17 protein-coding genes are annotated in these 22,719 nt (G+C 65.3%); 14 read left to right on the top strand and 3 right to left on the bottom strand.

Going from position 1 to position 22,719, the window contains the following annotated elements; genetic code table 11:
- Window positions 1–44: 44 nt before the first annotated feature.
- From OC450_RS10285 to OC450_RS10265, 5 genes are all read left to right on the top strand, one after another.
- Window positions 45–1,289 (top strand): ABC transporter substrate-binding protein, encoded by a 1,245-nt coding sequence (locus tag OC450_RS10285; RefSeq protein ID WP_211382772.1) that lies wholly within the window; start codon window positions 45–47, stop codon window positions 1,287–1,289.
- A gap of 156 nt (window positions 1,290–1,445) precedes the next feature.
- On the top strand, window positions 1,446–2,324 hold the full coding sequence (locus OC450_RS10280; RefSeq protein ID WP_211382773.1) for a branched-chain amino acid ABC transporter permease: 879 nt from the start codon (window positions 1,446–1,448) through the stop codon (window positions 2,322–2,324).
- Window positions 2,324–3,307, top strand: a complete 984-nt coding sequence (locus OC450_RS10275; RefSeq protein WP_211382774.1) for a branched-chain amino acid ABC transporter permease — start codon at window positions 2,324–2,326, stop codon at window positions 3,305–3,307. The genes OC450_RS10280 and OC450_RS10275 overlap by 1 nt, the downstream gene beginning before the upstream one ends.
- Window positions 3,304–4,035, top strand: a complete 732-nt coding sequence (locus tag OC450_RS10270; protein ID WP_211382775.1) for an ABC transporter ATP-binding protein — start codon at window positions 3,304–3,306, stop codon at window positions 4,033–4,035. Before OC450_RS10275 ends, OC450_RS10270 begins: the two co-directional genes overlap by 4 nt.
- The gene (locus tag OC450_RS10265; protein ID WP_211382776.1) at window positions 4,019–4,723 is read left to right on the top strand and encodes an ABC transporter ATP-binding protein; all 705 of its coding nucleotides are present in this window, start codon (window positions 4,019–4,021) and stop codon (window positions 4,721–4,723) included. Before OC450_RS10270 ends, OC450_RS10265 begins: the two co-directional genes overlap by 17 nt.
- 110 nt (window positions 4,724–4,833) lie before the next feature.
- On the opposite strand, the gene OC450_RS10260 is transcribed toward OC450_RS10265, so the two are convergent.
- Entirely contained in the window at window positions 4,834–5,508 is a 675-nt protein-coding gene (locus OC450_RS10260) for an aldolase (RefSeq protein ID WP_211382777.1), read from the bottom strand.
- Window positions 5,509–5,613: 105 nt separating this feature from the next.
- On the opposite strand from OC450_RS10260, the gene ltnD reads away from it, so the two are divergent.
- From ltnD to OC450_RS10225, 7 genes are all read left to right on the top strand, one after another.
- Window positions 5,614–6,531 (top strand): L-threonate dehydrogenase, encoded by a 918-nt coding sequence (ltnD, locus tag OC450_RS10255; RefSeq protein ID WP_256806406.1) that lies wholly within the window; start codon window positions 5,614–5,616, stop codon window positions 6,529–6,531.
- 12 nt (window positions 6,532–6,543) lie between these two features.
- Window positions 6,544–7,326, top strand: coding sequence for a 2-oxo-tetronate isomerase (gene otnI / locus OC450_RS10250; RefSeq protein WP_211382779.1), 783 nt, complete (start codon window positions 6,544–6,546; stop codon window positions 7,324–7,326).
- The gene (gene otnK / locus OC450_RS10245) at window positions 7,323–8,600 is read left to right on the top strand and encodes a 3-oxo-tetronate kinase (protein WP_211382780.1); all 1,278 of its coding nucleotides are present in this window, start codon (window positions 7,323–7,325) and stop codon (window positions 8,598–8,600) included. The genes otnI and otnK overlap by 4 nt, the downstream gene beginning before the upstream one ends.
- A 169-nt stretch (window positions 8,601–8,769) precedes the next feature.
- The gene (locus OC450_RS10240) at window positions 8,770–10,461 is read left to right on the top strand and encodes a methyl-accepting chemotaxis protein (RefSeq protein ID WP_256806405.1); all 1,692 of its coding nucleotides are present in this window, start codon (window positions 8,770–8,772) and stop codon (window positions 10,459–10,461) included.
- 230 nt (window positions 10,462–10,691) lie between these two features.
- Complete coding sequence (locus OC450_RS10235; protein WP_211382782.1) at window positions 10,692–12,386, top strand: methyl-accepting chemotaxis protein; 1,695 nt, start codon at window positions 10,692–10,694, stop codon at window positions 12,384–12,386.
- Window positions 12,387–12,555: 169 nt separating this feature from the next.
- On the top strand, window positions 12,556–15,735 hold the full coding sequence (locus OC450_RS10230; RefSeq protein WP_262047799.1) for an efflux RND transporter permease subunit: 3,180 nt from the start codon (window positions 12,556–12,558) through the stop codon (window positions 15,733–15,735).
- Window positions 15,722–16,918 (top strand): efflux RND transporter periplasmic adaptor subunit, encoded by a 1,197-nt coding sequence (locus OC450_RS10225; RefSeq protein ID WP_262047798.1) that lies wholly within the window; start codon window positions 15,722–15,724, stop codon window positions 16,916–16,918. Before OC450_RS10230 ends, OC450_RS10225 begins: the two co-directional genes overlap by 14 nt.
- Before the next feature lie 106 nt (window positions 16,919–17,024).
- On the opposite strand, the gene OC450_RS10220 is transcribed toward OC450_RS10225, so the two are convergent.
- Both OC450_RS10220 and OC450_RS10215 read right to left on the bottom strand, forming a co-directional pair.
- Window positions 17,025–18,542: an acetyl-CoA acetyltransferase gene (locus OC450_RS10220; protein WP_262047797.1), complete on the bottom strand. Its 1,518-nt coding sequence runs from the start codon at window positions 18,540–18,542 to the stop codon at window positions 17,025–17,027.
- Between the two features lie 114 nt (window positions 18,543–18,656).
- Window positions 18,657–19,790 carry a nitronate monooxygenase gene (locus OC450_RS10215; RefSeq protein ID WP_262047796.1) on the bottom strand — a complete coding sequence of 378 codons (1,134 nt, stop codon included), beginning with the start codon at window positions 19,788–19,790 and terminating at the stop codon, window positions 18,657–18,659.
- A 249-nt stretch (window positions 19,791–20,039) separates the two neighbouring features.
- Between OC450_RS10215 and OC450_RS10210 the strand changes: the two genes are divergently transcribed.
- Both OC450_RS10210 and yghU read left to right on the top strand, forming a co-directional pair.
- The gene (locus OC450_RS10210; RefSeq protein ID WP_262047795.1) at window positions 20,040–21,698 is read left to right on the top strand and encodes a flavin-containing monooxygenase; all 1,659 of its coding nucleotides are present in this window, start codon (window positions 20,040–20,042) and stop codon (window positions 21,696–21,698) included.
- A 115-nt stretch (window positions 21,699–21,813) separates the two neighbouring features.
- Window positions 21,814–22,686 carry a glutathione-dependent disulfide-bond oxidoreductase gene (gene yghU, locus OC450_RS10205; protein WP_256806402.1) on the top strand — a complete coding sequence of 291 codons (873 nt, stop codon included), beginning with the start codon at window positions 21,814–21,816 and terminating at the stop codon, window positions 22,684–22,686.
- Window positions 22,687–22,719: the final 33 nt, after the last annotated feature.

The raw sequence follows: 22,719 nt of genomic DNA, 5'->3' as shown, positions 1-22,719 counted from the left end.
CGCTTCATTCGATCAGCCGAAATTCAGAAACAGGGGACTATGCCATGACGATTACTCGCCGCGACGTGTTGTTGGGAGCCACCGCCACTGCCGCGCTGGTGCCGCTGGCAGCGCGGGCACAGACTTCGGAAGTCGTTATCGGCGTGATCTACCCGTTCTCCGGCGGCAGCGCGCAGCAGGGCGTCGACGCACAGAAGGCCTATGAGACCGCGCTCGAGGTCATCAACAAGGACACCGATTTCGACCTGCCGCTGGCGAAGGGCGAGGGCTTGCCGGGTCTCGGCGGCGCCAAGATCCGCCTCGTGTTCGCCGATCACCAGGCCGACCCGCAGAAGGGCCGCGCCGAGGCCGAGCGCCTGATCACCCAAGAGAAGGTCTCCGCCATCATCGGTACCTATCAGAGCGCGGTGGCCGTCACCGTCAGCCAGATCTGCGAGCGCTACCAGATCCCGTTCGTCTCCGCCGACAACTCGTCGCCGAGCCTGCATCGCCGCGGCCTCAAATATTACTTCCGCGCGTCCCCGCACGACGAGATGTACTCGGCCGCGATGTTCGACTTCTTCGATGCCATGAAGAAGAAGGGCGCCAAGATCGAGACGCTGTCGCTGTTCCACGAGGACACCATCTTCGGCACCGATTCGGGCAACGCCCAGGCCAAGATCGCCGGTGAGCGCGCCTACAAGATCGTCACCGACATCAAGTACCGCGCCAACTCGCCGTCGCTCTCGGCCGAGGTGCAGCAGCTCAAGACCGCCAATGCCGACGTTCTGATGCCCTCGAGCTACACCACCGACGGCATCCTGCTGGTCAAGACCATGGCCGAGCTCGGCTACAAGCCGAATGCGATCGTGGCACAGGACGCCGGCTTTTCCGAGAAGGCGCTCTACGACGCCGTCGGCGACAAGCTCGAAGGCGTGATCTCGCGCGGCACCTTCTCGCTCGACCTCGCGCAGAAGCGCCCCATGGTCGGCAAGGTCAACGACATGTTCAAGGCGAAGTCGGGCAAGGATCTCAACGACCTCACCTCGCGCCAGTTCATGGGCCTGATCGTGCTGGCCGACGCCATCAACCGCGCCAAGTCGGCCGACGGCGAGAAGATCCGCGACGCGCTGGCCGCGACCGACATCCCGGGCGAGCAGACCATCATGCCCTGGAAGCGCATCAAGTTCGACGAGACCGGGCAGAACAACGATGCTGACCCGGTGCTGCTGCAATATGTCGGCGGCAAGTTCGTCACCATCTTCCCGCCGCAGGCAGCGATTGCCGAGGCGATCTGGCCGATGAAGTAAGCGTTTTCGGAGAGCGGGAGCACAGACGGCAGCTCCCGCCCTCATCCTGAGGAGCGGGCGCAGCCCTCGTCTCGAAGGACGAGGGCTGGGCCATCCTTCGAGACGCGCGCTTGTGCGCGCTCCTCAGGATGAGGATGAATTTCGGGGGACAGACTTTTGACAGCCCAAGCCATTATCCAGAGTCTCGCGAGCGGCCTGCTCATGGGCCTGCTCTACGGACTGATTGCCGTCGGCCTCGCGCTGATCTTCGGCCTGATGGACGTCACGAACTTCGCTCATGGCGAGTTCCTGATGATCGCGATGTACCTGTCCTTCTTCCTGTTCGCATTCTTCGCGATCGACCCCCTGCTGTCGGCGCCATTGGTCGCCGCGGCCATGTTCGTGTTCGGAGCGGTGGTCTATCTGCTCGTTGTACGGTTTGCCATGCGGGCCAAGGCCAATGCCGGCATGGTGCAGATCTTCACCACGTTCGGCCTTGCCATTCTCATGCGCGGCCTCGCGCAGTTCTTCTTCACGCCGGACTATCGCAGCATTCCGCAGTCCTGGGCCGGCGGCAAAACCGTCTCGGTCGCCGGCATCTTCCTGCCGGAGCCGCAGCTGATCGGCGCGGCGGTCTCGATCGCCGCCTTTGCCGCCCTCTATTTCTTCATCCACCGCACCGATTTCGGCCGCGCGCTGGAAGCCACCCGCGAGGATCCTGGCGCGGTCGCACTGGTCGGCATCGACAAGAACCGCGTGTTCGCGTTCGGTTGGGGCCTCGGCGCCGCGCTGGTCGGTCTCGCCGGCGCGATCATGGCGGTGTTCTTCTACATCTATCCGGACGTCGGCGCGTCCTTTGCGCTGATCGCCTATGTCACGGTGGCGCTCGGCGGTTTCGGCAGCGTGTTCGGCGCGTTTGCCGGCGGCATCATCGTCGGCCTCGTCGAAGCGACCACCGCTTTGGTGCTGCCTCCCTCCCTGAAATCGGTCGGCATCTACGCGGTTTATCTGCTGGTCGTCTTCATCCGGCCGCGCGGCCTGTTCGGGTCAATGTGATGGACAAGACTTTTGCCGCGCGGCGCCGCCGCGACCTCATCATCGCCGCGGCTCTGGCCGGGCTCGCAGCGCTCGCGCCGCTGTTCATCAAGGATGTCTACGTCCAGAACATCCTGATCCTGACCCTGATGTACGCGGCGCTGTCGCAGAGCTGGAACATCCTCTCCGGCTATTGCGGGCAGATATCGCTGGGACACGCGCTCTATTTCGGCATCGGCGCCTACACCACCGAGCTTCTGTTCACCAAGTTCGGCGTGCTGCCCTGGTTCGGCATGCTCGCCGGCGGCGTGATCGCGGCCGTGATTGCGATGGGGCTCGGCTATCCGTTCTTCCGCCTGCGCGGCCACTACTTCGTGATCGCCACCATCGTGATCGCGGAGATCGGGCTGCTCCTGTTCCAGAACTGGGAATGGGCAGGAGCCGCGATGGGAATCACCGTTCCGGTGCGTGGCGACAGCTGGCTGAAATTCCAGTTCATGCGCAGCAAGCTGCCATACTTCTATTTTGCGCTGGCGCTGTGCAGCCTCGCCTGGTTCGTCACCTGGTGGCTCGAAGACTCCAAATGGGGCTTTTGGTGGCGCGCGGTGAAGGACAATCCGGACGCCGCCGAGAGCCTCGGCGTCGTCGTGTTCAACTCCAAGATGGGCGCGGCTGCCGTCTCCGCTTTCCTGGTCGCCATCGGCGGCGCCTTCTATGCGCAGTTTCTCGCTTATATCGATCCTGAGAGCGTCATGGGCTTCCAGTTCTCGCTGCTGATGGCGCTGCCGGCCGTGCTCGGCGGCATCGGCACCTTGTGGGGGCCGGTGCTCGGCGCTGCCATCCTGATCCCGATGACGGAGCTGACGCGCTCTTACATCGGCGGCTCCGGTCGCGGCGTCGACCTCATCGTCTATGGCGCACTGATCGTGGCGATCTCGCTGGCCTTGCCGCAGGGACTGGTGAGCCTGTTTTCCCGTTCAAAGGCGAAGGGAGCCACGCGATGACCGCGCTGCTCGAGACCCGCGGCGTCTGGCAGCGCTTTGGCGGCCTCGTCGCCAACAGCGACGTCTCTATCTCGGTCGGCCGCGGCGAGATCGTCGGCCTGATCGGCCCCAACGGCGCCGGCAAGTCCACGCTGTTCAATCTCATCGCCGGCGTGCTGCCGCCGACGCAAGGCTCGATCTGGTTCGACGGCAAGGATGTCACCAGCCTGCCGGCGGCCGAGCGCTGTCAGCGCGGCGTCGGGCGCACCTTCCAGGTCGTCAAGAGCTTTGAGACCATGACGGTCATCGACAACGTCATCGTCGGCGCGCTGGTGCGCAACACGGTGATGCGCGAGGCCCGCCGCAAGGCGCATGAGGTGCTGGAGTTCACCGGCCTTGCCGCGCGCGCCGACGTGCTCGCGAGCGATCTCGTGCCGGCCGAGAAGCGCCGCCTCGAAGTCGCCCGCGCGCTGGCGACCGAACCGAAGCTGCTGCTGCTCGACGAGGTCCTCACCGGCCTCACGCCGACCGAGGCGCAGACTGGTGTCGCTCTGGTGCGCAAGGTGCGCGATGCCGGAATTACCGTGCTGATGGTCGAGCATGTCATGGAGATCGTGATGCCGCTGGTCGACCGCGCCATCGTGCTCGACCTCGGCAAGGTGCTGGTCGAGGGCAAACCCGCCGACGTCGTTCGCGATCCCAAGGTGATCAGCGCATATCTGGGGGATCGTCATGCTGTCAGTGCATGAAGTCACGACCGCCTATCAGGGCCTGGTCGCGATCTCCGCGGTCTCGATCGAGGTCCAGAAGGGCGAGATCGTCTGCGTCGCGGGCGCCAACGGCGCGGGCAAGTCGACCCTGCTGAAATCCATCGCCGGCGCCGAGCGCCCGCGTTCGGGTACGGTGACGTTCGACGGCAAGCGCCTCGACGGCATGGCGCAGCATCACATCACGGCCACCGGCATCGCCTATGTGCCGGAGAACCGCCGCCTGTTTCCGCGCCTGTCTGTGCGCGACAATCTTCGCCTCGGCAGCTATCTCTATCGCGGCGAGGCCGACCGCGAAGCGCCGCTCGATCTCGTCTTCACGCTGTTCCCGCGTCTGTCCGAGCGCCTCGAGCAGCGCGCCGAGACTCTCTCCGGCGGCGAGCAGCAGATGCTCGCGATCGGCCGCGCGTTGATGACGCGCCCGCGGCTTCTGATGCTGGACGAACCCTCGCAGGGCATCATGCCGAAGCTGGTCGACGAGATATTCCAGGCGGTGCTGCGCATCCGCGATGCCGGCATGACCGTGCTGATCGTCGAGCAGCGCATGGCGGAGTGCCTCGAGATTGCCGACCGCGCCTACATCCTGCAAACCGGCCGCGTGCTGATGCAGGGGCCGGCGGCTGAGATCAGGGGTAATCCGGACGTGCGCAAGGCGTATCTGGGGCTGTAAGGCACATTGGCCGCTCCGTCATTGCGAGCGAGCGAAGCAATCCAGAGTCTTTCCGCGGAGGGATTCTGGATTGCTTTGCTGCGCTCGCAATGACGAGGTTGGAGCCAGGATCAATGCTCGTGCCCATGCTCCGGCAACGCCACCCCGAACACCTTCATCAAATCCGTCACCTGTTCCGGCGACAGATAGCGCGGGTTCATCCCGCGTAGCAGCAGATACAGCTTCGCCGTCTCCTCCAGCTCCTCGGTCGCGAACACCGCCGCTTCCAGCGTGTCGCCCGCAACGACCGGCCCGTGATTGGCGAGCAGCACGGATGAATATTTCCCCGCCAGCCCCTTGATCGCATCCGCAACCGCCGCATCGCCGGGGCGGTAATAGGGCACGAGCGCAGTGGCGCCGCATTTCATCAAATAATAGGCCGTCATCGGCGGCAGCGCGGCCCGCGGGTCGATCTCGGGCAGCATCGAGAGCGCGACCGAATGGGTGGAGTGCAGGTGCACGATCGCCCGTGCGCTCTCGCGCGTGTCGTAGAGTGCGGTGTGCAGCGGAACTTCCTTGGTCGGCGCGTCGCCCGAAACCAGCCGGCCTTGATCGTCCAGCCGCGACAGCCGCGCCGGATCGAGGAAGCCGAGCGAGGCGTTGGTGGGCGTCACCAGCCATCCGCCATCGTGCATCTTGACGCTGATATTGCCGGAGGAGCCCGGCGTCAGCCCGCGCTCGAACAGGGACCGTCCGAAGCGGCAGATCTCCTCGCGCAGCCTTGTCTCGTTGCTCATGGCCGTCATGCCCGCTTGTCTCACGCTTTGGCAGCGCGGCCAAGCCGTGTTATTCGAGATGACGAGCTGCCGCAAAGGGCGGCCGCCCGGGAAACGTTCGCAAGGATCAGTTGCATGTCCGCCTCCACGTCACAAAATCAGCGTATCGCCGTCATCGGGCTCGGCTCGATGGGCTATGGCATGGCGACCTCGTTGAAGCGCGCCGGCCATGCTGTCACTGGCTGCGACGTTTCGGCTGATGCGGTGGCACGGTTCGTGACGGATGGCGGCGCCGGCGCCAACACGCCGGCCGAAGCGGCCAAGGGCGCCGATATCGTCGTCAGTGTCGTCGTCAACGCCGCGCAGACCGAAACGATCCTGTTCGGCAAGGACGGCGTCGCCGAGACCATGCCGAAGGACAGCGTCTTCGTATCTTCCGCCACGATGGACCCGGATGTGGCGCGTCGCCTTGCAAAACAGCTGGAGGCGAGCGGCAGGCTCTATCTGGATGCGCCGATCTCCGGCGGGGCGCAACGCGCTGCGCAAGGCGAGCTGACGATCCTCGCCTCAGGCAGTGCGGCCGCGTTCGCGAAAGCGCGGCCCGCGCTCGATGCCATGGCCGCAAAGCTCTACGAGCTTGGCGATGCCGCAGGCCAGGGCGCTGCGTTCAAGATGATCAACCAGCTGCTCGCCGGTGTGCACATCGCCGCCGCCTCCGAGGCGATCGCGTTCGCCGCAAAACAGGGCCTCGACATCCGCAAGGTCTACGAGGTGATCACGGCATCGGCCGGCAATTCCTGGATGTTCGAGAACCGCATGCCGCACGTGCTGGACGGCGACTATTCGCCGCGCAGCGCGGTCGAGATCTTCGTCAAGGACCTCGGCATCATCCAGGACATGGCGCGCAGCGCCAGATTCCCGGTGCCGGTCTCGGCCGCCGCGCTCCAGATGTTCCTGATGACATCGGCCGCCGGCATGGGCCGCGACGATGATGCGTCGGTGGCGCGGATGTATGCGCAGGTCACCGGCGTCAAGCTTCCCGGCGACAAGTAGAAGAGGATTCCAATGCCCCGTTTCGCCGCCAATCTCTCGATGATGTTCACCGAGGTGCCGTTCCTCGATCGGTTCGATGCCGCCGCGGCAGCCGGCTTCACCGCGGTCGAATTCCTCTTTCCCTATGAGCATCCGGCCGAGGCGGTCGGCGAGCGGCTCAAGCGCAACGGCCTGACCCAGGCGCTGTTCAACCTGCCGCCCGGCGATTGGAATGCGGGCGAGAAGGGTTTTGCTGCGCTCCCGGCGCGCTTCGCCGATCTCAAGGCCAGTCTCGAGACTGCGCTGCCTTACGCCAAGGCCACCGGCGTCAAGCGGCTGCACCTGATGGCGGGCCTCGCCAATCGCGGCGAGCGCGTCGCGATCGAGGCGTTCTACAAATCGGTGGCGTGGGCGGCTGAGTTCTTCGGGCCGCACGGCATCGACATCGTGATCGAGCCGATCAATGCCCGCAACGTGCCCGGCTATTTCCTCAACGATTTCGGCTTCGCGCGCGACCTGATCCAGGAGTTGCGGCTTCCGAACCTCAAGCTCCAGTTCGATATCTATCACTGCCAGATCATCCATGGCGACGTCACGATGCGGCTGCGCGAGATGATGCCGATCGTCGGCCACATCCAGGTCGCCAGCATCCCCTCGCGCAACGAGCCCGATGGCGAGGAGCTGAATTATCCGTTCCTGTTCGACGAACTCGACCGGCTCGGCTATGCCGGCTTCGTCGGCTGCGAATATAATCCGCGCGGCAAGACCACCGACGGCCTCGCCTGGTTCAAGCCTTATGCGGGAGTAAAGCCGTGACACTTGCGTTGGGCTGCATCGCCGACGACTACACCGGCGCCTCCGATCTCGCCAACACGCTGACGCGCGCCGGCCTGCGCACGGTGCAGACCATCGGCGTGCCCGCCGACGACCTCGCACTGCCCGAGGTCGACGCCGTCGTGGTGTCCTTGAAGAGCCGTTCAATCGAGGCCGGTCTTGCCGTGTCGCGCTCGCGCGCGGCGGAGACATGGCTGCGCGGCCGCGGCGCGAGCCACGTGCTGTTCAAGATCTGCTCGACCTTCGATTCCACCGATGCCGGCAACATCGGCCCGGTGATGGATGCGTTGCGCACCTATGGCGGCGAGGGTGTCGTTCTGGTGACGCCGGCCTTCCCGGAGACCGGCCGCACCGTCTACCAGGGCAATCTGTTCGTCGGCGCCGTGCCGCTGAACGAGAGCCCGCTGAAGGACCATCCGCTCAACCCGATGCACGATTCCAACCTGGTCCGTGTGCTGGCGCGCCAGAGCAAGACGCAAATCGGCCTCGTCGACCTCGCGACCGTCACGCGCGGTGCGGAGGCGGTACGGGCACGCCTTGCGGAATTGTCGGGCAAGGGCATCGGCGCCGCCATCATCGACGCCGTGTTCGACCGCGACCTCGAAACCATCGGCCTCGTCGCCGCCGGGCACCGGCTGTCTGTCGGCGCCTCCGGCATGGGTCTTGGGCTGGCGCGGGCGCTGGTGTCGACAGGCAAGGTCAAATCGACGGCGGCGAGCAGCGAGGCGGGGGCAGCGGTCGGCGGACCTGCGGCCTGTCTTGCAGGGAGCTGTTCGCAGGCGACGCTCCAGCAGATCGCCAATGCCGAAGGCGTCATGCCGGTGCTGCATCTCGATCCGGACCGTATTATTGCGGGCAAGGACGAGGTGCAGCGCGCGCTGGCCTGGGCGAAGCCGCGACTCGCCGACGGTCCGGTCCTGATCGCATCGAGTTCGACGCCGGATCAGGTCGCAGCGCTCCAGGCGCGCCACGGCCGCGACGCGGCCGGTCATGCCATCGAGCAGGCGATGGCGGATATCGCCGAGGGTCTGGTGCGGGCCGGCGTCAAGCGCCTGATCGTGGCCGGCGGCGAGACATCCGGCGCCGTGGTCGATCGGTTGAGAATTCCCGGATTTCTCGTGGGGGTCGAAATCGCGGCGGGCGTGCCGGTGTTGCGCGCGGTCGGCGCAGAGGCAGGCGAGATGTTGCTCGCCTTGAAGTCAGGCAACTTCGGTGGCGCGGCGTTTTTCACGGATGCGCTTGGACTCATGCGCTGAGCGCAGGGCATTCTTAGCGCCACGTTCATTTGTTTCGGGCTTCCGTACTCGTACGGAGTCGTAGTTAACATCTGCTCAGGTGCCCTGGTGTTGGATGTCGGTGCTGCTCCCTTTGGTTGATTCGTAAAACCTCGGCCGCGCCGGCGCGCCAGCACAAAGAGACCCGATTATGCTCACCACCATTTCCATCCGCGCCAAGATCATCAGTGTCGTGGCGTTCCTGCTGGTCGCGATGGCCGGCATGGGCCTGCTCGCCGTCATGAAGATGCGGGCCATCAATGCCAACACCGTCGACATCACCACGAACTGGATGCCCAGCGTGCGTGTGATCGGCGACCTGCGCGCCGGCGTCATCACCTACCGCAACGTCATCCGGGAGCACATGCTGGCGGAGACGCTGGAGGAGAAGCTGGCGGCCGAGAAGACGCTGGCGACGGTGGTCGAGGCGAACACCAGGTTTCGCAAAGCTTATGAGGCGATGATCACCTCGCCCGACGAGAAGGCTCTTTACAGTCAGTGGTCCAAGAGCTGGGAAGACTACAAAAAGGGCACCCAGGAAGTCATGGCGCTGTCGCGTCGGGATGCAGGCAAGGTCCCGCATGACGCGCATGAGCTGAACTCCAAGACGGTCAACAAGATCGGGCTCGAGGCTGACACCATCCTGGCCAAGGACATCGAACTCAACACCAAGGGCGGCGATCAGGCCTCCGCCGACGCCTCCGATACCTATTATTACGCCTTCATGCTGGTCGCGATCATTCTCGGTGCGGCCGTTGTCATCGGGATCGGGGTCGGCTTCTATCTCGTCCAGGACGTCTCCAGCGGCATCAACTCGATCGTCGAGCCGATGCAGGCGCTGGGCAAGGGCGACCTTTCCGCCGAAGTCCCGCACCGCGGCGAGAAGACGGAGATCGGCGCCATGGCCGACGTGCTCCAGATCTTCAAGGAAGCGCTCATCGCCAAGAAGGCCGCCGACGAGGCCGCCGCCGCTGATGCCGAAGCCAAGATCGAGCGCGGCCGCCGCGTCGACAACATCACCCGCGAATTCGAAACGATGATCGGCGAGATCGTCCAGACCGTGTCGTCGGCTTCGACCCAGTTGGAGGCCTCCGCCTCGACGCTGACCTCGACCGCCGACCGTTCCCAGCGGCTGGCGACCACGGTTGCCGGTGCGTCGGAGGAAGCCTCGACCAACGTGCAGTCGGTAGCCTCGGCGACCGAGGAGATGGCCTCGTCGGTCGGCGAGATCAGCCGCCAGGTCCAGGAATCGGCCCGCATGGCGGGCGACGCCGTCGGCCAGGCCCGCGCCACGACCGAGCGCGTCAGCGAGCTGTCCAAGGCCGCCTCGCGCATCGGCGACGTCGTCGAGCTCATCAATACCATCGCCGGCCAGACCAACCTCTTGGCGCTGAACGCGACCATCGAAGCCGCCCGTGCCGGCGAAGCCGGCCGCGGCTTTGCGGTGGTGGCCTCCGAAGTGAAGGCGCTCGCCGAGCAGACCGCGAAGGCGACCGGCGAGATCGGCCAGCAGATATCCGGCATCCAGGCGGCGACCAACGATTCGGTCGGCGCCATCAAGGAAATCTCCTCGACCATCGAGCGCCTGTCGGAAATCTCCTCGGCCATTGCGGCTGCGGTGGAAGAGCAGGGCGCGGCGACCCAGGAGATCGCCCGCAACGTGCAGCAGGCGGCGCAGGGCACCCAGCAGGTCTCCTCCAACATCACCGACGTGCAGCGCGGCGCAACCGAGACCGGCACAGCCTCGTCTCAGGTGCTGTCGGCGGCGCAGATGCTGTCGAACGACTCGGGACGGCTGAAGAGCGAAGTCGGCAAGTTCCTAACCAACGTCCGCGCGGCGTAAGCTTCCGCGCCAATCACCCATCGACGAAAGAGCGGCGCCGCAAGCGCCGCTCTTTTTTGTTGCGGCGGTAGCATGATGTCGCCTGCAGGTAGCATCGTGAGGTCTTGCCGTATTCTTACGGGAAGGCCGTTTCATCGATAGTTAAATTCGGCTTACAAGAATAGGCCAAGGACCGCCGGTAGCAGCCCTGATTGGAATCATCTCACACTCATCCGTCTTTGGGGGCCTCGATGCGCAAGAATTTTCCTGTCACCACGGTCGAATATCCCGTTAGTGACGAGACGCTGATCGTCTCCAGGACCGACCTCAAGGGCAAGCTCGCCTACTTCAACGACGACTTCCTTGCTGCTGCTGGCTTCACGTCTTCGGAGCTTATGGGGCAGCCGCACAATATCGTCCGTCACCCCGACATGCCGCCGGAGGCGTTCGACAACCTCTGGGACACGCTGAAAGCCGGCAAGCCGTGGCTCGGCGCGGTCAAGAACCGCCGCAAGAACGGCGATTTCTACTGGGTGCTGGCAACTGCATCGCCGATCCGCGAGAACGGCCAGGTCACCGGCTATACATCGATCCGCACCAGACTGCCGGCCGACCAGCGCAAGCTTGCCGAGGAAGTCTACGCCGCGATTCGCGACAAGAAGCCCCATGGCTATCGCATCGACGGCGGCATCATTCGCCGGCGCTCGCTGCTCGACCGCTTCAGCGTCTTCACCAGGACGGTGAAGGCGCGCCTCGTGACCACGATGGTCCTCCAGCTGCTCTTCGTGCTCGCGCTCGGCATCGGCGGGGGGCTCTCGACCAGCGGTTCGACCAGCCTGAGCCTGGCGCTGCTCGCCGTCGCCGGAGCTGCCGTCCTCGGCTTCGCCGGATTTGCGACCATGCGCGCCATTCAAGGGCCGATGCAGCAGCTCAACGACACCCTGGTCAATCTCGTCCAGGACAAGCTGGACAACCGCATCGTCGTCGAGCGGGACGACGAGATCGGCGAGGCGCTGCGCAACCTCCAGACGGTGCAGACCATCATCCGCTTCAGCCGCGACGAGGTGCAGGCGGTGCAGCGCCGCGCCGAGGGACAGCGCAAGGCCGACATGACCAAGCTTGCCGATGGCTTCGAGGCCGCGATCGGGGAGATCGTGGAAACCGTATCGTCGGCCGCGACCGAGCTCGAAGCATCGGCCTCGACGCTGTCGTCGACCGCCGGCCGTGCGCAGGAACTGGCGACCGTTGTTGCCGCCGGCTCCGAGGAAGCCTCGACCAACGTTCATTCGGTGGCAACGGCTGCCGAAGAGATGTCTTCCTCGGTCCACGAAATCAGCCGTCAAGTCCAGGACTCCGCGCGGATCGCCGGCGAGGCCGTCAGCCAGGCACACGCCACCACCGACCGAGTCAGCGAGCTGTCGCGGGCCGCATCCCGGATCGGCGACGTCGTCGAGCTCATCAATGCCATCGCAGGTCAGACCAACCTGCTGGCACTGAATGCCACGATCGAAGCGGCGCGCGCCGGCGAGGCCGGCCGCGGCTTCGCCGTGGTGGCATCCGAGGTAAAGGCGCTGGCCGAGCAGACCGCGAAGGCGACCGGCGAGATCGGCCAGCAGATTGGCGGCATCCAGGCGGCGACGCAGGATTCGGTCACCGCAATCAGTCAGATCAGCGACACCATCGCGCGCCTATCGGAAATCTCCTCGGCGATTGCGGCTGCCGTGGAAGAGCAGGGTGCCGCGACCCAGGAGATCGCCCGCAACGTGCAGCAGGCGGCCAACGGCACCCAGCAGGTCTCTTCCAATGTCGGCGACGTCCAGCGCGGCGCATCCGAAACCGGATCGGCGTCCTCGCAGGTGCTGTCGGCGGCGCAGATGCTGTCCCGCGATTCCAACCGCCTCAAGCTCGAGGTCGGCAAGTTCCTGAATTCCGTCCGCGCGGCGTGAGGCGCTCGGCCGCATTGCTGCGATGCCGATTTCGCAGTGCGGTAGCAGGGAAGTGAAAGCAGGAAAGCCGCCGGTCATTAGCGTTTCCGGCGGTGCTCGGGTAAAGGGAAAAGAGGATCCCCGCGGGGGCGGATTCCGTATCCCTGCCTGACCTGGAATTGCCTGGCGAATGATTGCTCTGGTCCGTATTGCCCTGAGCCGGCCCTACACGTTTGTCGTGCTCGCGCTCCTGCTCCTGATCATCGGACCGCTGGCGGCGCTGCGGACGCCGACCGACATCTTTCCGGACATCCGCATCCCCGTGATCGGCGTGGTCTGGCAGTACACCGGCCTGCCGCCCGACCAGATGTCGGGCCGCATCACCACGCCATTTCAGCGCGCGCTGACGACGACAGTCAACGACATCGAGCACATCACCGCCAACTCCTATAACGGCTTTGGCATCATCAAGATCTTCTTCCAGCCCAATGTCGACATCCGCACCGCCAACGCCCAGGTCACCGCGATCTCGCAGACGCTGATCAAGCAGATGCCGCCGGGCGCGACGCCGCCATTGATTCTGAACTACTCCGCCTCGACCGTGCCGATCATCCAGGTGGCTCTGTCGGGCGATGGCCTCACCGAGCAGAACCTCGCCGACATCGGCATCAACCAGCTCCGCACGCCGCTGGTCACCGTGCCCGGCGCGGCGATCCCATACCCCTTCGGTGGCAAGCTGCGTCAGGTCCAGATCGACCTCGACCCGACCGCGCTCCAGTCTCGCGGCCTGTCCGGACAGGACGTCGCCAACGCGCTCGCCGCGCAAAACCTGATCACGCCGGTCGGCACCCAGAAGATCGGCCAGTTCGAATACAACATCCAGCTCAACAACTCGCCGCTCAAGATCGAAGAGCTCGGCAATCTGCCGATCAGGACCGTCAACGGCGCGATGGTATATGTGCGCGATGTCGCGACCGTGCGCGACGGCAATCCGCCGCAGACCAACATCGTCCACGTCGACGGCAACCGCTCGGTGCTGATGATGGTCTTGAAGGCGGGCGCGACCTCGACGCTCGACATCATCGCCGGCATCAAGCAGAAGGTGATCGACGTCAAGGACCAGCTGCCCGACGCGCTGAAGATCGGCTTCATCGGCGACCAGTCGGTGTTCGTCCGCGGTGCGATCGAAGGCGTCGCGCTCGAAGGCGTGATCGCGGCGCTGCTCACCAGCGTCATGATCCTGCTGTTCCTCGGCAGCTGGCGCTCGACCGTCATCATCGCGGTCTCGATTCCGCTGTCCGTGCTCGGCGCCATCATCATGCTGTCGGCGATCGGAGAGACGCTCAACATCATGACGCTCGGCGGCCTGGCGCTCGCGGTCGGCATCCTCGTCGACGACGCCACCGTCACCATCGAGAACATCAACTACCATCTGGAGCAGGGCAAGCCGGTCGAGCAGTCGATCCTCGACGGCGCCAACCAGATCGTGACGCCGGCCTTCGTCTCGCTGCTCTGCATCTGCATCGTGTTCGTGCCGATGTTCTTCCTCTCCGGCGTCGCCCGCTTCCTGTTCGTGCCGATGGCCGAAGCGGTGATGTTCGCGATGATCTGGTCGTTCATCCTGTCGCGCACCCTGGTGCCGACCATGGCGAACTACCTGTTGCAGGCGCATGTCCATCACGAGGGCGGACCGCCGAAGTCACGCAATCCTTTCGTCTGGTTCCAGCGCGGCTTCGAGGCGCGGTTCGAGCGCATCCGCGGCGGTTATCATGACTTTCTCGGCCTCGCACTGGCCCATCGCGCGGTGTTCGTGATCGGCTTCCTCTGCGTGGTCGGCGCGTCCTTCGCGCTGGTGCCGTTCCTCGGGCGCAACTTCTTCCCCGCGGTCGATGCCGGCAACATCCTGATGCATGTCCGCACCCAGGTCGGCACCCGCGTCGAGGAGACTGCCAACCAGCTCGCCGACGTGCAGAAGGCGATCCGCAAGCTGATCCCGGGCGAGATCGAGACGCTGACCGACAACATCGGCATGCCGATCTCCGGCATCAACATGACCTACAACAACACGGGTGTAATCGGCCCGCAGGACGGCGACATCCAGATCAAGCTGAAGGAAGGCCACAAGCCGACCGAAGAGCATGTGCGCGTGCTGCGCGAGCAGCTGCCGCGGCTGTTCCCGGGCGTCAGCTTCGCCTTCCTGCCGGCCGACATCGTCAGCCAGATCCTGAACTTTGGCGCGCCGGCGCCGATCGACCTGCAGGTTCGCGGCGCCAATATCAGTGCCAATTTCGCTTATGCCAACAATCTGCTGGCCAAGGTCCGCAGGATTCCCGGCGTTGCCGATGCGCGCATCCAGCAATCGCCGAACAATCCGACCTTCAACATCGATGTCGACCGCACTCGCGCGCAATTTGTCGGTCTGACCGAGCGCGACGTCACCAACAGCCTCGTGGTCAATCTCGCCGGCTCCTCGCAGGTCGCGCCGACCTACTTCCTCAATCCGGACAACGGCGTGTCCTACTCGATCGTGATGCAGACGCCGCAATACCAGATCGACTCGCTCAGCGCGCTCCAGACGCTGCCGATCACCGCGGCCGGCAATGCGCAGTCGCCGATCCTCGGCGGCATCGCCGACATCAAGCGCTCGACGTCGAGCGCGGTGGTCTCGCAATACGACATCCAGTCGATGGTGCAGATCTTCGCCACGACCTCGGGGCGCGATCTCGGCGCGGTCGCGACCGACATCCGCAAGCTGATCGCCGATACCGCCAAGGAGGTGCCGAAGGGCTCCTCCGTCGTGCTGCTCGGCCAGGTGCAGACCATGAACAGCGCCTTCACCGGCCTGCTGTTCGGCCTGCTCGGGGCCGTCGTGCTGATCTATTTCCTGATCGTCGTGAACTTCCAGTCCTGGTCCGATCCCTTCGTGATCATCACGGCGCTGCCGGCCGCTCTCGCCGGCATCGTCTGGATGCTGTTCGCGACCGAGACGACGCTGTCGGTACCGGCGCTGACCGGCGCCATCATGTGCATGGGCGTCGCCACCGCCAACAGCGTGCTCGTGATCTCGTTTGCTCGCGAGCGCTACGAGGAACTCGGTGACCCCGTCGCCGCTGCCCTCGAAGCGGGATTCGTCCGGTTCCGCCCGGTGCTGATGACCGCGCTCGCCATGATCATCGGCATGGCGCCGATGGCGCTGGGGCTCGGCGAGGGCGGCGAGCAGAATGCACCGCTCGGCCGGGCCGTGATCGGCGGCCTGATCTTTGCAACCTTCGCCACGCTGATGTTTGTTCCCGTGGTGTTCAGTATGGTACACAAGAAGCAAGGCGCCAAGGCCGCCGCCCCCTCGGAGACCCCGCATGTCGCCCACTGAATCCCGCTCCCCGGTGTCGCGCCGGAAACTGGGCATTTTCGGCGTGGTGGTGCTGATTGCGGCTGGCTTCGTCGTGGGCACCGGCATCCGGGCCCGCGAGGAGCAGGGCTCCAAGCTGAAGGAATGGACCGACGATCAGGCGGTTCCCAGCGTCGCGGTGACGCTGCCCAACGCCAGGGCTCTTAACGCCAACCTCGACCTGCCGGGCCGGTTGGAGGCCTATTACCGTGCCCCGATCTTCGCCCGCGTATCCGGTTATTTGAAGAGCTGGAGCGCCGATATCGGCGCCCGCGTCAAGGCGGGTCAGGTGATCGCCGAGATCGAGGCGCCCGACCTCGATCAGCAGCTCTTGCAGGCCCGCGCCGATCTCGCCAGCCAGCAGGCCAGCGCCCGGCTGTCGGAGGCAACGCTCAACCGCCGCAAGACGCTGGTCGCCTCCAATTTCGTCTCCGCGCAGGAGATCGACGAGCGTACCGCCGATCTCGCCAACAAGAACGCCGCCGTGCATTCGGGGCAGGCCAATGTCGAGCGGCTGGAAGCGCTGGCCGGCTACAAGAAGATCACGGTGCCGTTCGACGGCGTGGTCACCGCGCGCGACACCGATGTCGGCGCGCTGATCAATGCCGGCGGCGGCTCGGGCCCGGCGATGTTCGTGGTCTCCGATATCACCAAGCTGCGCGTCTACGTCAACGTGCCCCAGAACTACGTGCCGGCGATCAAGATCGGCGCCAAGGCCACCCTCGTGATGCCGGAATATCCGAACCGGACCTTCCAGGCGACGGTGGAGGCCTCCTCGCAGGCCGTCGACGTTGCCTCCGGCACCACGCGCATGCAGCTTGGGCTCGACAATTCCAGCGGCGAGCTGATGCCCGGCGGCTATGCCAGCGTGAAGCTGAGCCTCCAGCGCGATTCCACCCCGCTCAGTATCCCGGCAAGCGCCCTGATCTTCAACGGCAACGGCTTGCGCGTCGCGACCGTCGGCGCAGACGACAAGGTCTTGTTCAAGCCGGTGACGATCGCGCGCGACCTTGGCCGCGAGATCGAGCTCGCCTCGGGCATTGCTCCCGACGACCGCATCATCACCGCCCCGCCGGACGGCCTGTCCGACGGCGACCCGGTCCGCGTGACCGGCGCCAAGGGCAAGCCGGCCACGGCGTCGGAGAAGCAGGCGCCGAAGGGGTAGGGCTGTCTTGTAGGGTTGGGCAAAGCGAGGCGTGCCCATCACTCTATGCGATCCCGAAAATCATGGTGGGCACGGCGCAAGTGCGCCTTTTGCCCACCTACGAGCGCTACGCCCCCCGCCACTCCGGAACGCCATCGGCGGCCATCGCGATCTCTCCGAGCGAGCCGACCGGCGTGCGGTCCATATTGAGCAGATGCGCCAGCGTCGCCGTGTCGCTCGCCGGAATCCGCGCCAGCGTGCGCCGGTCGTCTTCGGTGCGCAGCATCACCACGCCGTGCTCGACATCGCCACCACGGCCGTAGAGCACCGTAAAGCTCTCGACCTTACCCTTGCCGCCGGCGTCCGTGACGAACTCCGGCACCGCGCGCTTGTTGCGGTCGGCGTCCGCCTGCACGCTCGTCTCCTGCGCCAGCGCCTGACGCGGCGGCATCTTTGAAACCACCAGCGCGTGATGCTTGGTAACGAAGCCGCCCTGGCCGTAGAGCAGGCCAAGCCTTGCGCCGTCGCGCAGGCGCCGCACCATCGCGCAGGCCGCATGCGTCATGTAGGTGTTGAGCGGCGCACCGAAGAAGGTGAGGCCGCCGGTCACGGTCGGCTGCACGTCGGCGGATAGGCCCAGTGTCCGACGCGCCATCTTGGGCACGCACGGGAAGCAGCTGTACAACTCGATCGCGTCGAACGCCTTGCCGTCGCCGCCGGCAAGGTCCATCGCAGCCTTCAAGACGGCGTTCTGCGGATGGCTCTCGAAAAACTGGTCGCGCAGCAGATAGTCGCGCGGCTCTTCCGCCGAGGCGCCGCCGAGCGGGTAGACGAGCTTGTCCTCGGCAATGCCGGCCGCGCGGGCCTTGGCGAGGCTGGTCAGCAGCAGCGCACCGCCCATGTTGACGCTTGGGTTGGCCACCATCAGCTTGTTGTAGGGCCACGCGATCAGGCGGTTGTCCGCGGTCGGCGTCGTGATCTCGTCAGGCGCATAGCGCCGCTTCAGCCAGGCATTGGGATTTTGCGCGGCGGCTTCCGAATAGCGCGACCACAGCGTTCCCGATTCCGCCATCGCTTCGCGCGGCGTCTGGCCCCAGTGCGCGGAGGAGGCCGCCTCATAGAAGGGATAGACGGTGACGGGGCGGAACACGCCGAGCGTCACGGCCAGCGGTTTCTGGAACGCCGCGCCGCGCTTGGGCTCCTCGACGTCATGGGCAAACGGTGTCCATGGCAGCTTCGCGCCTGCGCGCTCCGCCTTGGTCGCGGTCGACTGCGCTTCCGCGCCGCAGATCGCGGCCACCGTGCATTCGCCGCGCGCGACGCGCTTTGCCGCCTCGTGGATGTAGCGGATCGGGCTCTCGCCGCCGACCGGGCCGTAATAGCAATGCGCAGGCGCAATGCCGAGCCGCTGCGCCAAAAGCTTCTCCGGATCGCGATAGCGCCAGCTCAGGAAGTTGACGACGTCGAGCGACTGCACCTCGTCGAGCAGCTTTGCGCCGGCATCCTGCTCGGCGCGCCGCAGCGCCTGTTCAAGCAGGTCGAGCGGCTCGAGGCCCGCGGTGATCTCCTTCGGGCGGTCGACGATCTCGCCGATGCCGACGATGACGGGGATGCGGTCTTCGGGGATATTGGTCTTGTCGGTCATGGCCTCAATTCACGATATCGGTTGTTTCGTCATTGCGAGCGAAGCGAAGCAATCCAGACTGCCTCTGCGGAAGGACTCTGGATTGCTTCGATGCGCTCGCAATGACAGAAGGGATCACTCCGCCACCAGCGCATTCATGTGCTCGACGGCCTCGGCAAAATCTTCCTTGAACTCCTGCACCACGGCACCGGCCGACTTCACGCTGTCGATCAACCCGACGCCCTGGCCGACGAAGTAACTCACGAGATCGCGCGCCCTTGCATTGCCGCTCGCCGCCGCGCGGTCGATCGAGTTGAAGGCGTCGCGGCTGATGATGCTCTGCAGCGGCATCGGCAGCGCGCCGGGACTTTCCGGCGCGCGGTCCCAGGCATCGGTCCAAACCGAGCGAAGCTGCCGCGCCGGCTTCCCGGTGCGGCCCTTCGAGCGCACCGCATCGCGCGAGGACGCCGCAATCATCTTCTCGCGAAAGATCTCCGTGGTCTCGGCTTCGACGGTCGCGAGCCACACCGAGCCGGTCCATGCACCGGCGGCGCCCATGGCCATGCAGGCCGCCATTTGTCGACCCGTCATGATGCCGCCGGCGGCCAGCACCGGCACGTCGCGGATCGGCTTGATCGCCTTGATCACCTCCGGCACCAGCACCAAGGTCGAGACCTCGCCGCAATGGCCGCCGGCCTCGGTGCCCTGCACGACGAGGATATCGACACCGGCTGCAACCTGGCGCAGCGCGTGCTCCTTGGCGCCGACGAGCGCGGCAACCGGCACGCCATGCGTCTTGCCCATCTCGATCATCGCCTTCGGCGGTACGCCCAGCGCATTGGCGATCAAACGGATCGGATGGTTGAAAGAGACCTCCAGGAGTTGCAGCGCCGTCTTCGCATCGAATGGCTGCGGCTGGTTGTCGGCCACGTTGGTTGCGGTCAGCTCGATGTCGTACTTCTTAAGGAGGCCTCGCGTGTAGTCGCGGTGCTCCTGCGGCACGCGCGCCTCCAGGCTCTTCCACGTGACGTCCTTCTCGCCTGCGGTCGAGATGTTTTCGGGGATCAGCACGTCGACGCCGTAGGGCTTTCCGTCGACGTGCTCGTCGATCCATTTCAACTCGCGCTCAAGCGTATCGGGCGTGTGCACGGTCGCGCCGAGCACACCAAAGCCGCCGGCGCGGCTGACGGCGGCGACGACATCGCGGCAATGGCTGAAGGCGAGCAGCGGGAACTCGATGCCCAGCATGTCGCAGATTGGCGATTTCATCGTTCTCTCCCGGCGGCCTCGCGTTCTTGTTGCTTGCGCTGGCGAAGCAAAGGCGACGCTAGCCTATCGCCGCTCGCGATGCCATTCCGGATTCGGCCGAGCATCTTGCGTGTAGACGCCGCGCGGTACGCTGGCCGTTCCGCCGCGCAAAATAAGCAGGGCAGCAGGCGCCGATAAGCCTCTTGCGCTTTCGCCGACCTGAGAGAATGCTGGTGCCAACAACAGAAAACAACAAGGGAGCGCCAGCCGATGTCGTCAGCGCAAGCGAGTCCGGTCCAGGCCACGGAAGCCTATGACGTGGTCGTCGTCGGCGCGGGTTTCGCCGGCATGTACATGTTGCACCGCTTGCGCGGTCTTGGCTTCTCGGTGCGTGTCTACGAGCGGGGCGGCGGCGTCGGCGGCACCTGGTACTGGAACCGCTATCCCGGCGCGCGCTGCGATGTCGAGAGTATGCAGTATTCCTACTCGTTCTCGGACGAGCTGCAGCAGGAATGGGACTGGAGCGAACGCTACGCGCCGCAGCCCGAGATCCTGAAATACGCCAATCACGTCGCCGACCGTTTTGATCTGCGCCGCGACATCCAGTTCGACACCGGCGTCGAACGCGCGGTGTTCGACGAGCATGCGAGGCGATGGGCGGTGACGACAGCCGACGGCAAAACGGTTCAGGCGCAATTCGTCGTGCTCGCGACCGGGTGCCTCTCGAATGCGCGCAAGCCGGACATCGAGGGTCTCGAGACCTTCAAGGGCGCTGTCTATCACACCGGCAGCTGGCCGCACGGAGGCGTTGACTTCACCGGCTTGCGCGTCGGCCTGATCGGCACGGGATCATCGGGGATTCAGTCCGCACCAATCATCGCCGAGCAGGCCAGGCACCTCACGGTGTTTCAGCGCACGGCCAATTTCTCGATTCCTGCCCGCAATGCCGCGCTGACCGACGAGGAGCGCACCACGTTCCGCGACAACTATCCGCAGATCCGCCGCTTCGCCCGTGAAGTCGCGCGCAACGGCATTTTCGCCGAGCAGCCGGACTGCGGCGCGCTCGACGACAGCGACGATGCCAGGCTCCGGAAGTACGAGGCCCGCTGGGAGCGCGGCGGGCTCACCTTCATGTATGCCTACAACAATCTCGGCCTCGACCGCACCGCGAACGATACCGCGGCGAATTTCGTCCGTGGCAAGATCGCCGAGATCGTGAAGGACCCCGAAGCCGCAAAGCTGCTGCAGCCGGACAGCCATCCGATCGGCACAAAGCGCATCTGCATCGATACCGGCTATTTCGCGACCTTCAACCGGCCGAATGTCTCGCTGGTCGACATCAAGGCCAATCCGATCCAGGAGATCACGGCGAACGCGGTCCGTGTCGCGGAGGAGGACCACGAGGTCGACGCACTCGTGCTCGCTACCGGCTTCGACGCCATGACCGGATCCGTCGCGAAGATTGACATTCGCGGCCGTGGCGGGCAGGCGCTGAACCAGAAATGGGCGGAAGGCCCGAAGACCTATCTTGGGCTGATGAGCGCCGGCTTTCCAAATCTCTTTATCATCACCGGGCCCGGCAGCCCCTCGGTGCTCTCCAACATGATCGTGTCGATCGAGCAGCATGTCGACTGGATCGCCGATGGCCTCGTCCACATGCGCAAGCAGGGCCTTGCCACGATGGAGGCGGGCAGGGATGCCGAGGAGAAATGGGTGACCCATGTCAACGAGGTCGCCCATGGCACGCTCTATCCGCAGGCCAATTCCTGGTACATGGGCGCCAACATCCCGGGCAAGCCGCGCATCTTCATGCCCTATATCGGCGGAGTCGGGGTCTACCGGCGGATCTGCGACGAGGTCGCGGCGAAGGGCTATGAGGGATTCGTGATGGAGCGGGCGGAGCAGCCGCGCAGGGTGGTGACGGGTTAGGCCAGATGCATGACGCCGGCCTGAGGCCCGCGCCGGACGCAGAGCCGGCAGGACTTGTCATCAGCCAATCGCGGGCTAATTAATGCAGGCGCATCTTTCCGCCGGAGCCTATCGCATGACCGACACCCCTTACGTGCCGCCCAAGGTCTGGACCTGGAACAAGGAGAACGGCGGGCAGTTCGCCAGCATCAACCGCCCGATCGCCGGCCCCACCCATGACAAGGAGCTGCCGGTCGGCAAGCACCCCTTCCAGCTCTATTCGCTGGCGACGCCGAACGGGGTCAAGGTCACCGTGATGCTGGAGGAGCTGCTGGCGCTCGGGCACAAGGGCGCCGAATACGACGCTTGGCTGATCAGGATAGGCAATGGCGACCAGTTCGGCAGCGGCTTCGTCGACATCAATCCCAACTCCAAGATTCCGGCGCTGATGGACCGCTCCGGCCCTGAGCCGATCAGGATATTCGAGTCCGGCTCGATCCTGCTCTACCTCGCCGAGAAGTTCGGCGCCTTCCTGCCCAAGGACATCAAGACCCGCACCGAGGCGATGTCCTGGCTGTTCTGGCAGATGGGCAGCGCGCCCTATCTCGGCGGCGGCTTCGGCCATTTCTACGCCTATGCGCCGACCAAGATCGAATACGCCATCGACCGTTTCGCGATGGAGACCAAACGCCAGCTCGACGTGCTCGACCGGCGCCTCGCCGACAACGAATATCTCGCCGGCAGCGAGTATAGCATCGCCGACATCGCAGTGTGGCCCTGGTACGGCGCGCTCGCCAAGGGGCTGGTCTATGGCGCCGGCGAATTCTTGTCCGTGCAGGACTACAAGCACGTGCAGCGCTGGACCGACCAGATCGCCAAGCGCCCGGCCGTCAAGCGCGGCCGCATGGTCAACCGCGTCTCCGGCGATCCCGCCAGCCAGCTCCACGAGCGGCACGATGCGTCCGATTTCGAGACCAAGACGCAGGACAAGATCGCGCCCGCGATGTAGGGCGGTGCCGCTTCATCTCGCCCCGCTTGCGGG

The organism is Bradyrhizobium sp. Bra78 (assembly GCF_024519855.1).
Lineage (GTDB): Bacteria > Pseudomonadota > Alphaproteobacteria > Rhizobiales > Xanthobacteraceae > Bradyrhizobium > Bradyrhizobium japonicum_G.
Note: the sequence above shows the minus strand (reverse complement) of the source record. Positions and strands in the feature narration are given on the sequence as shown.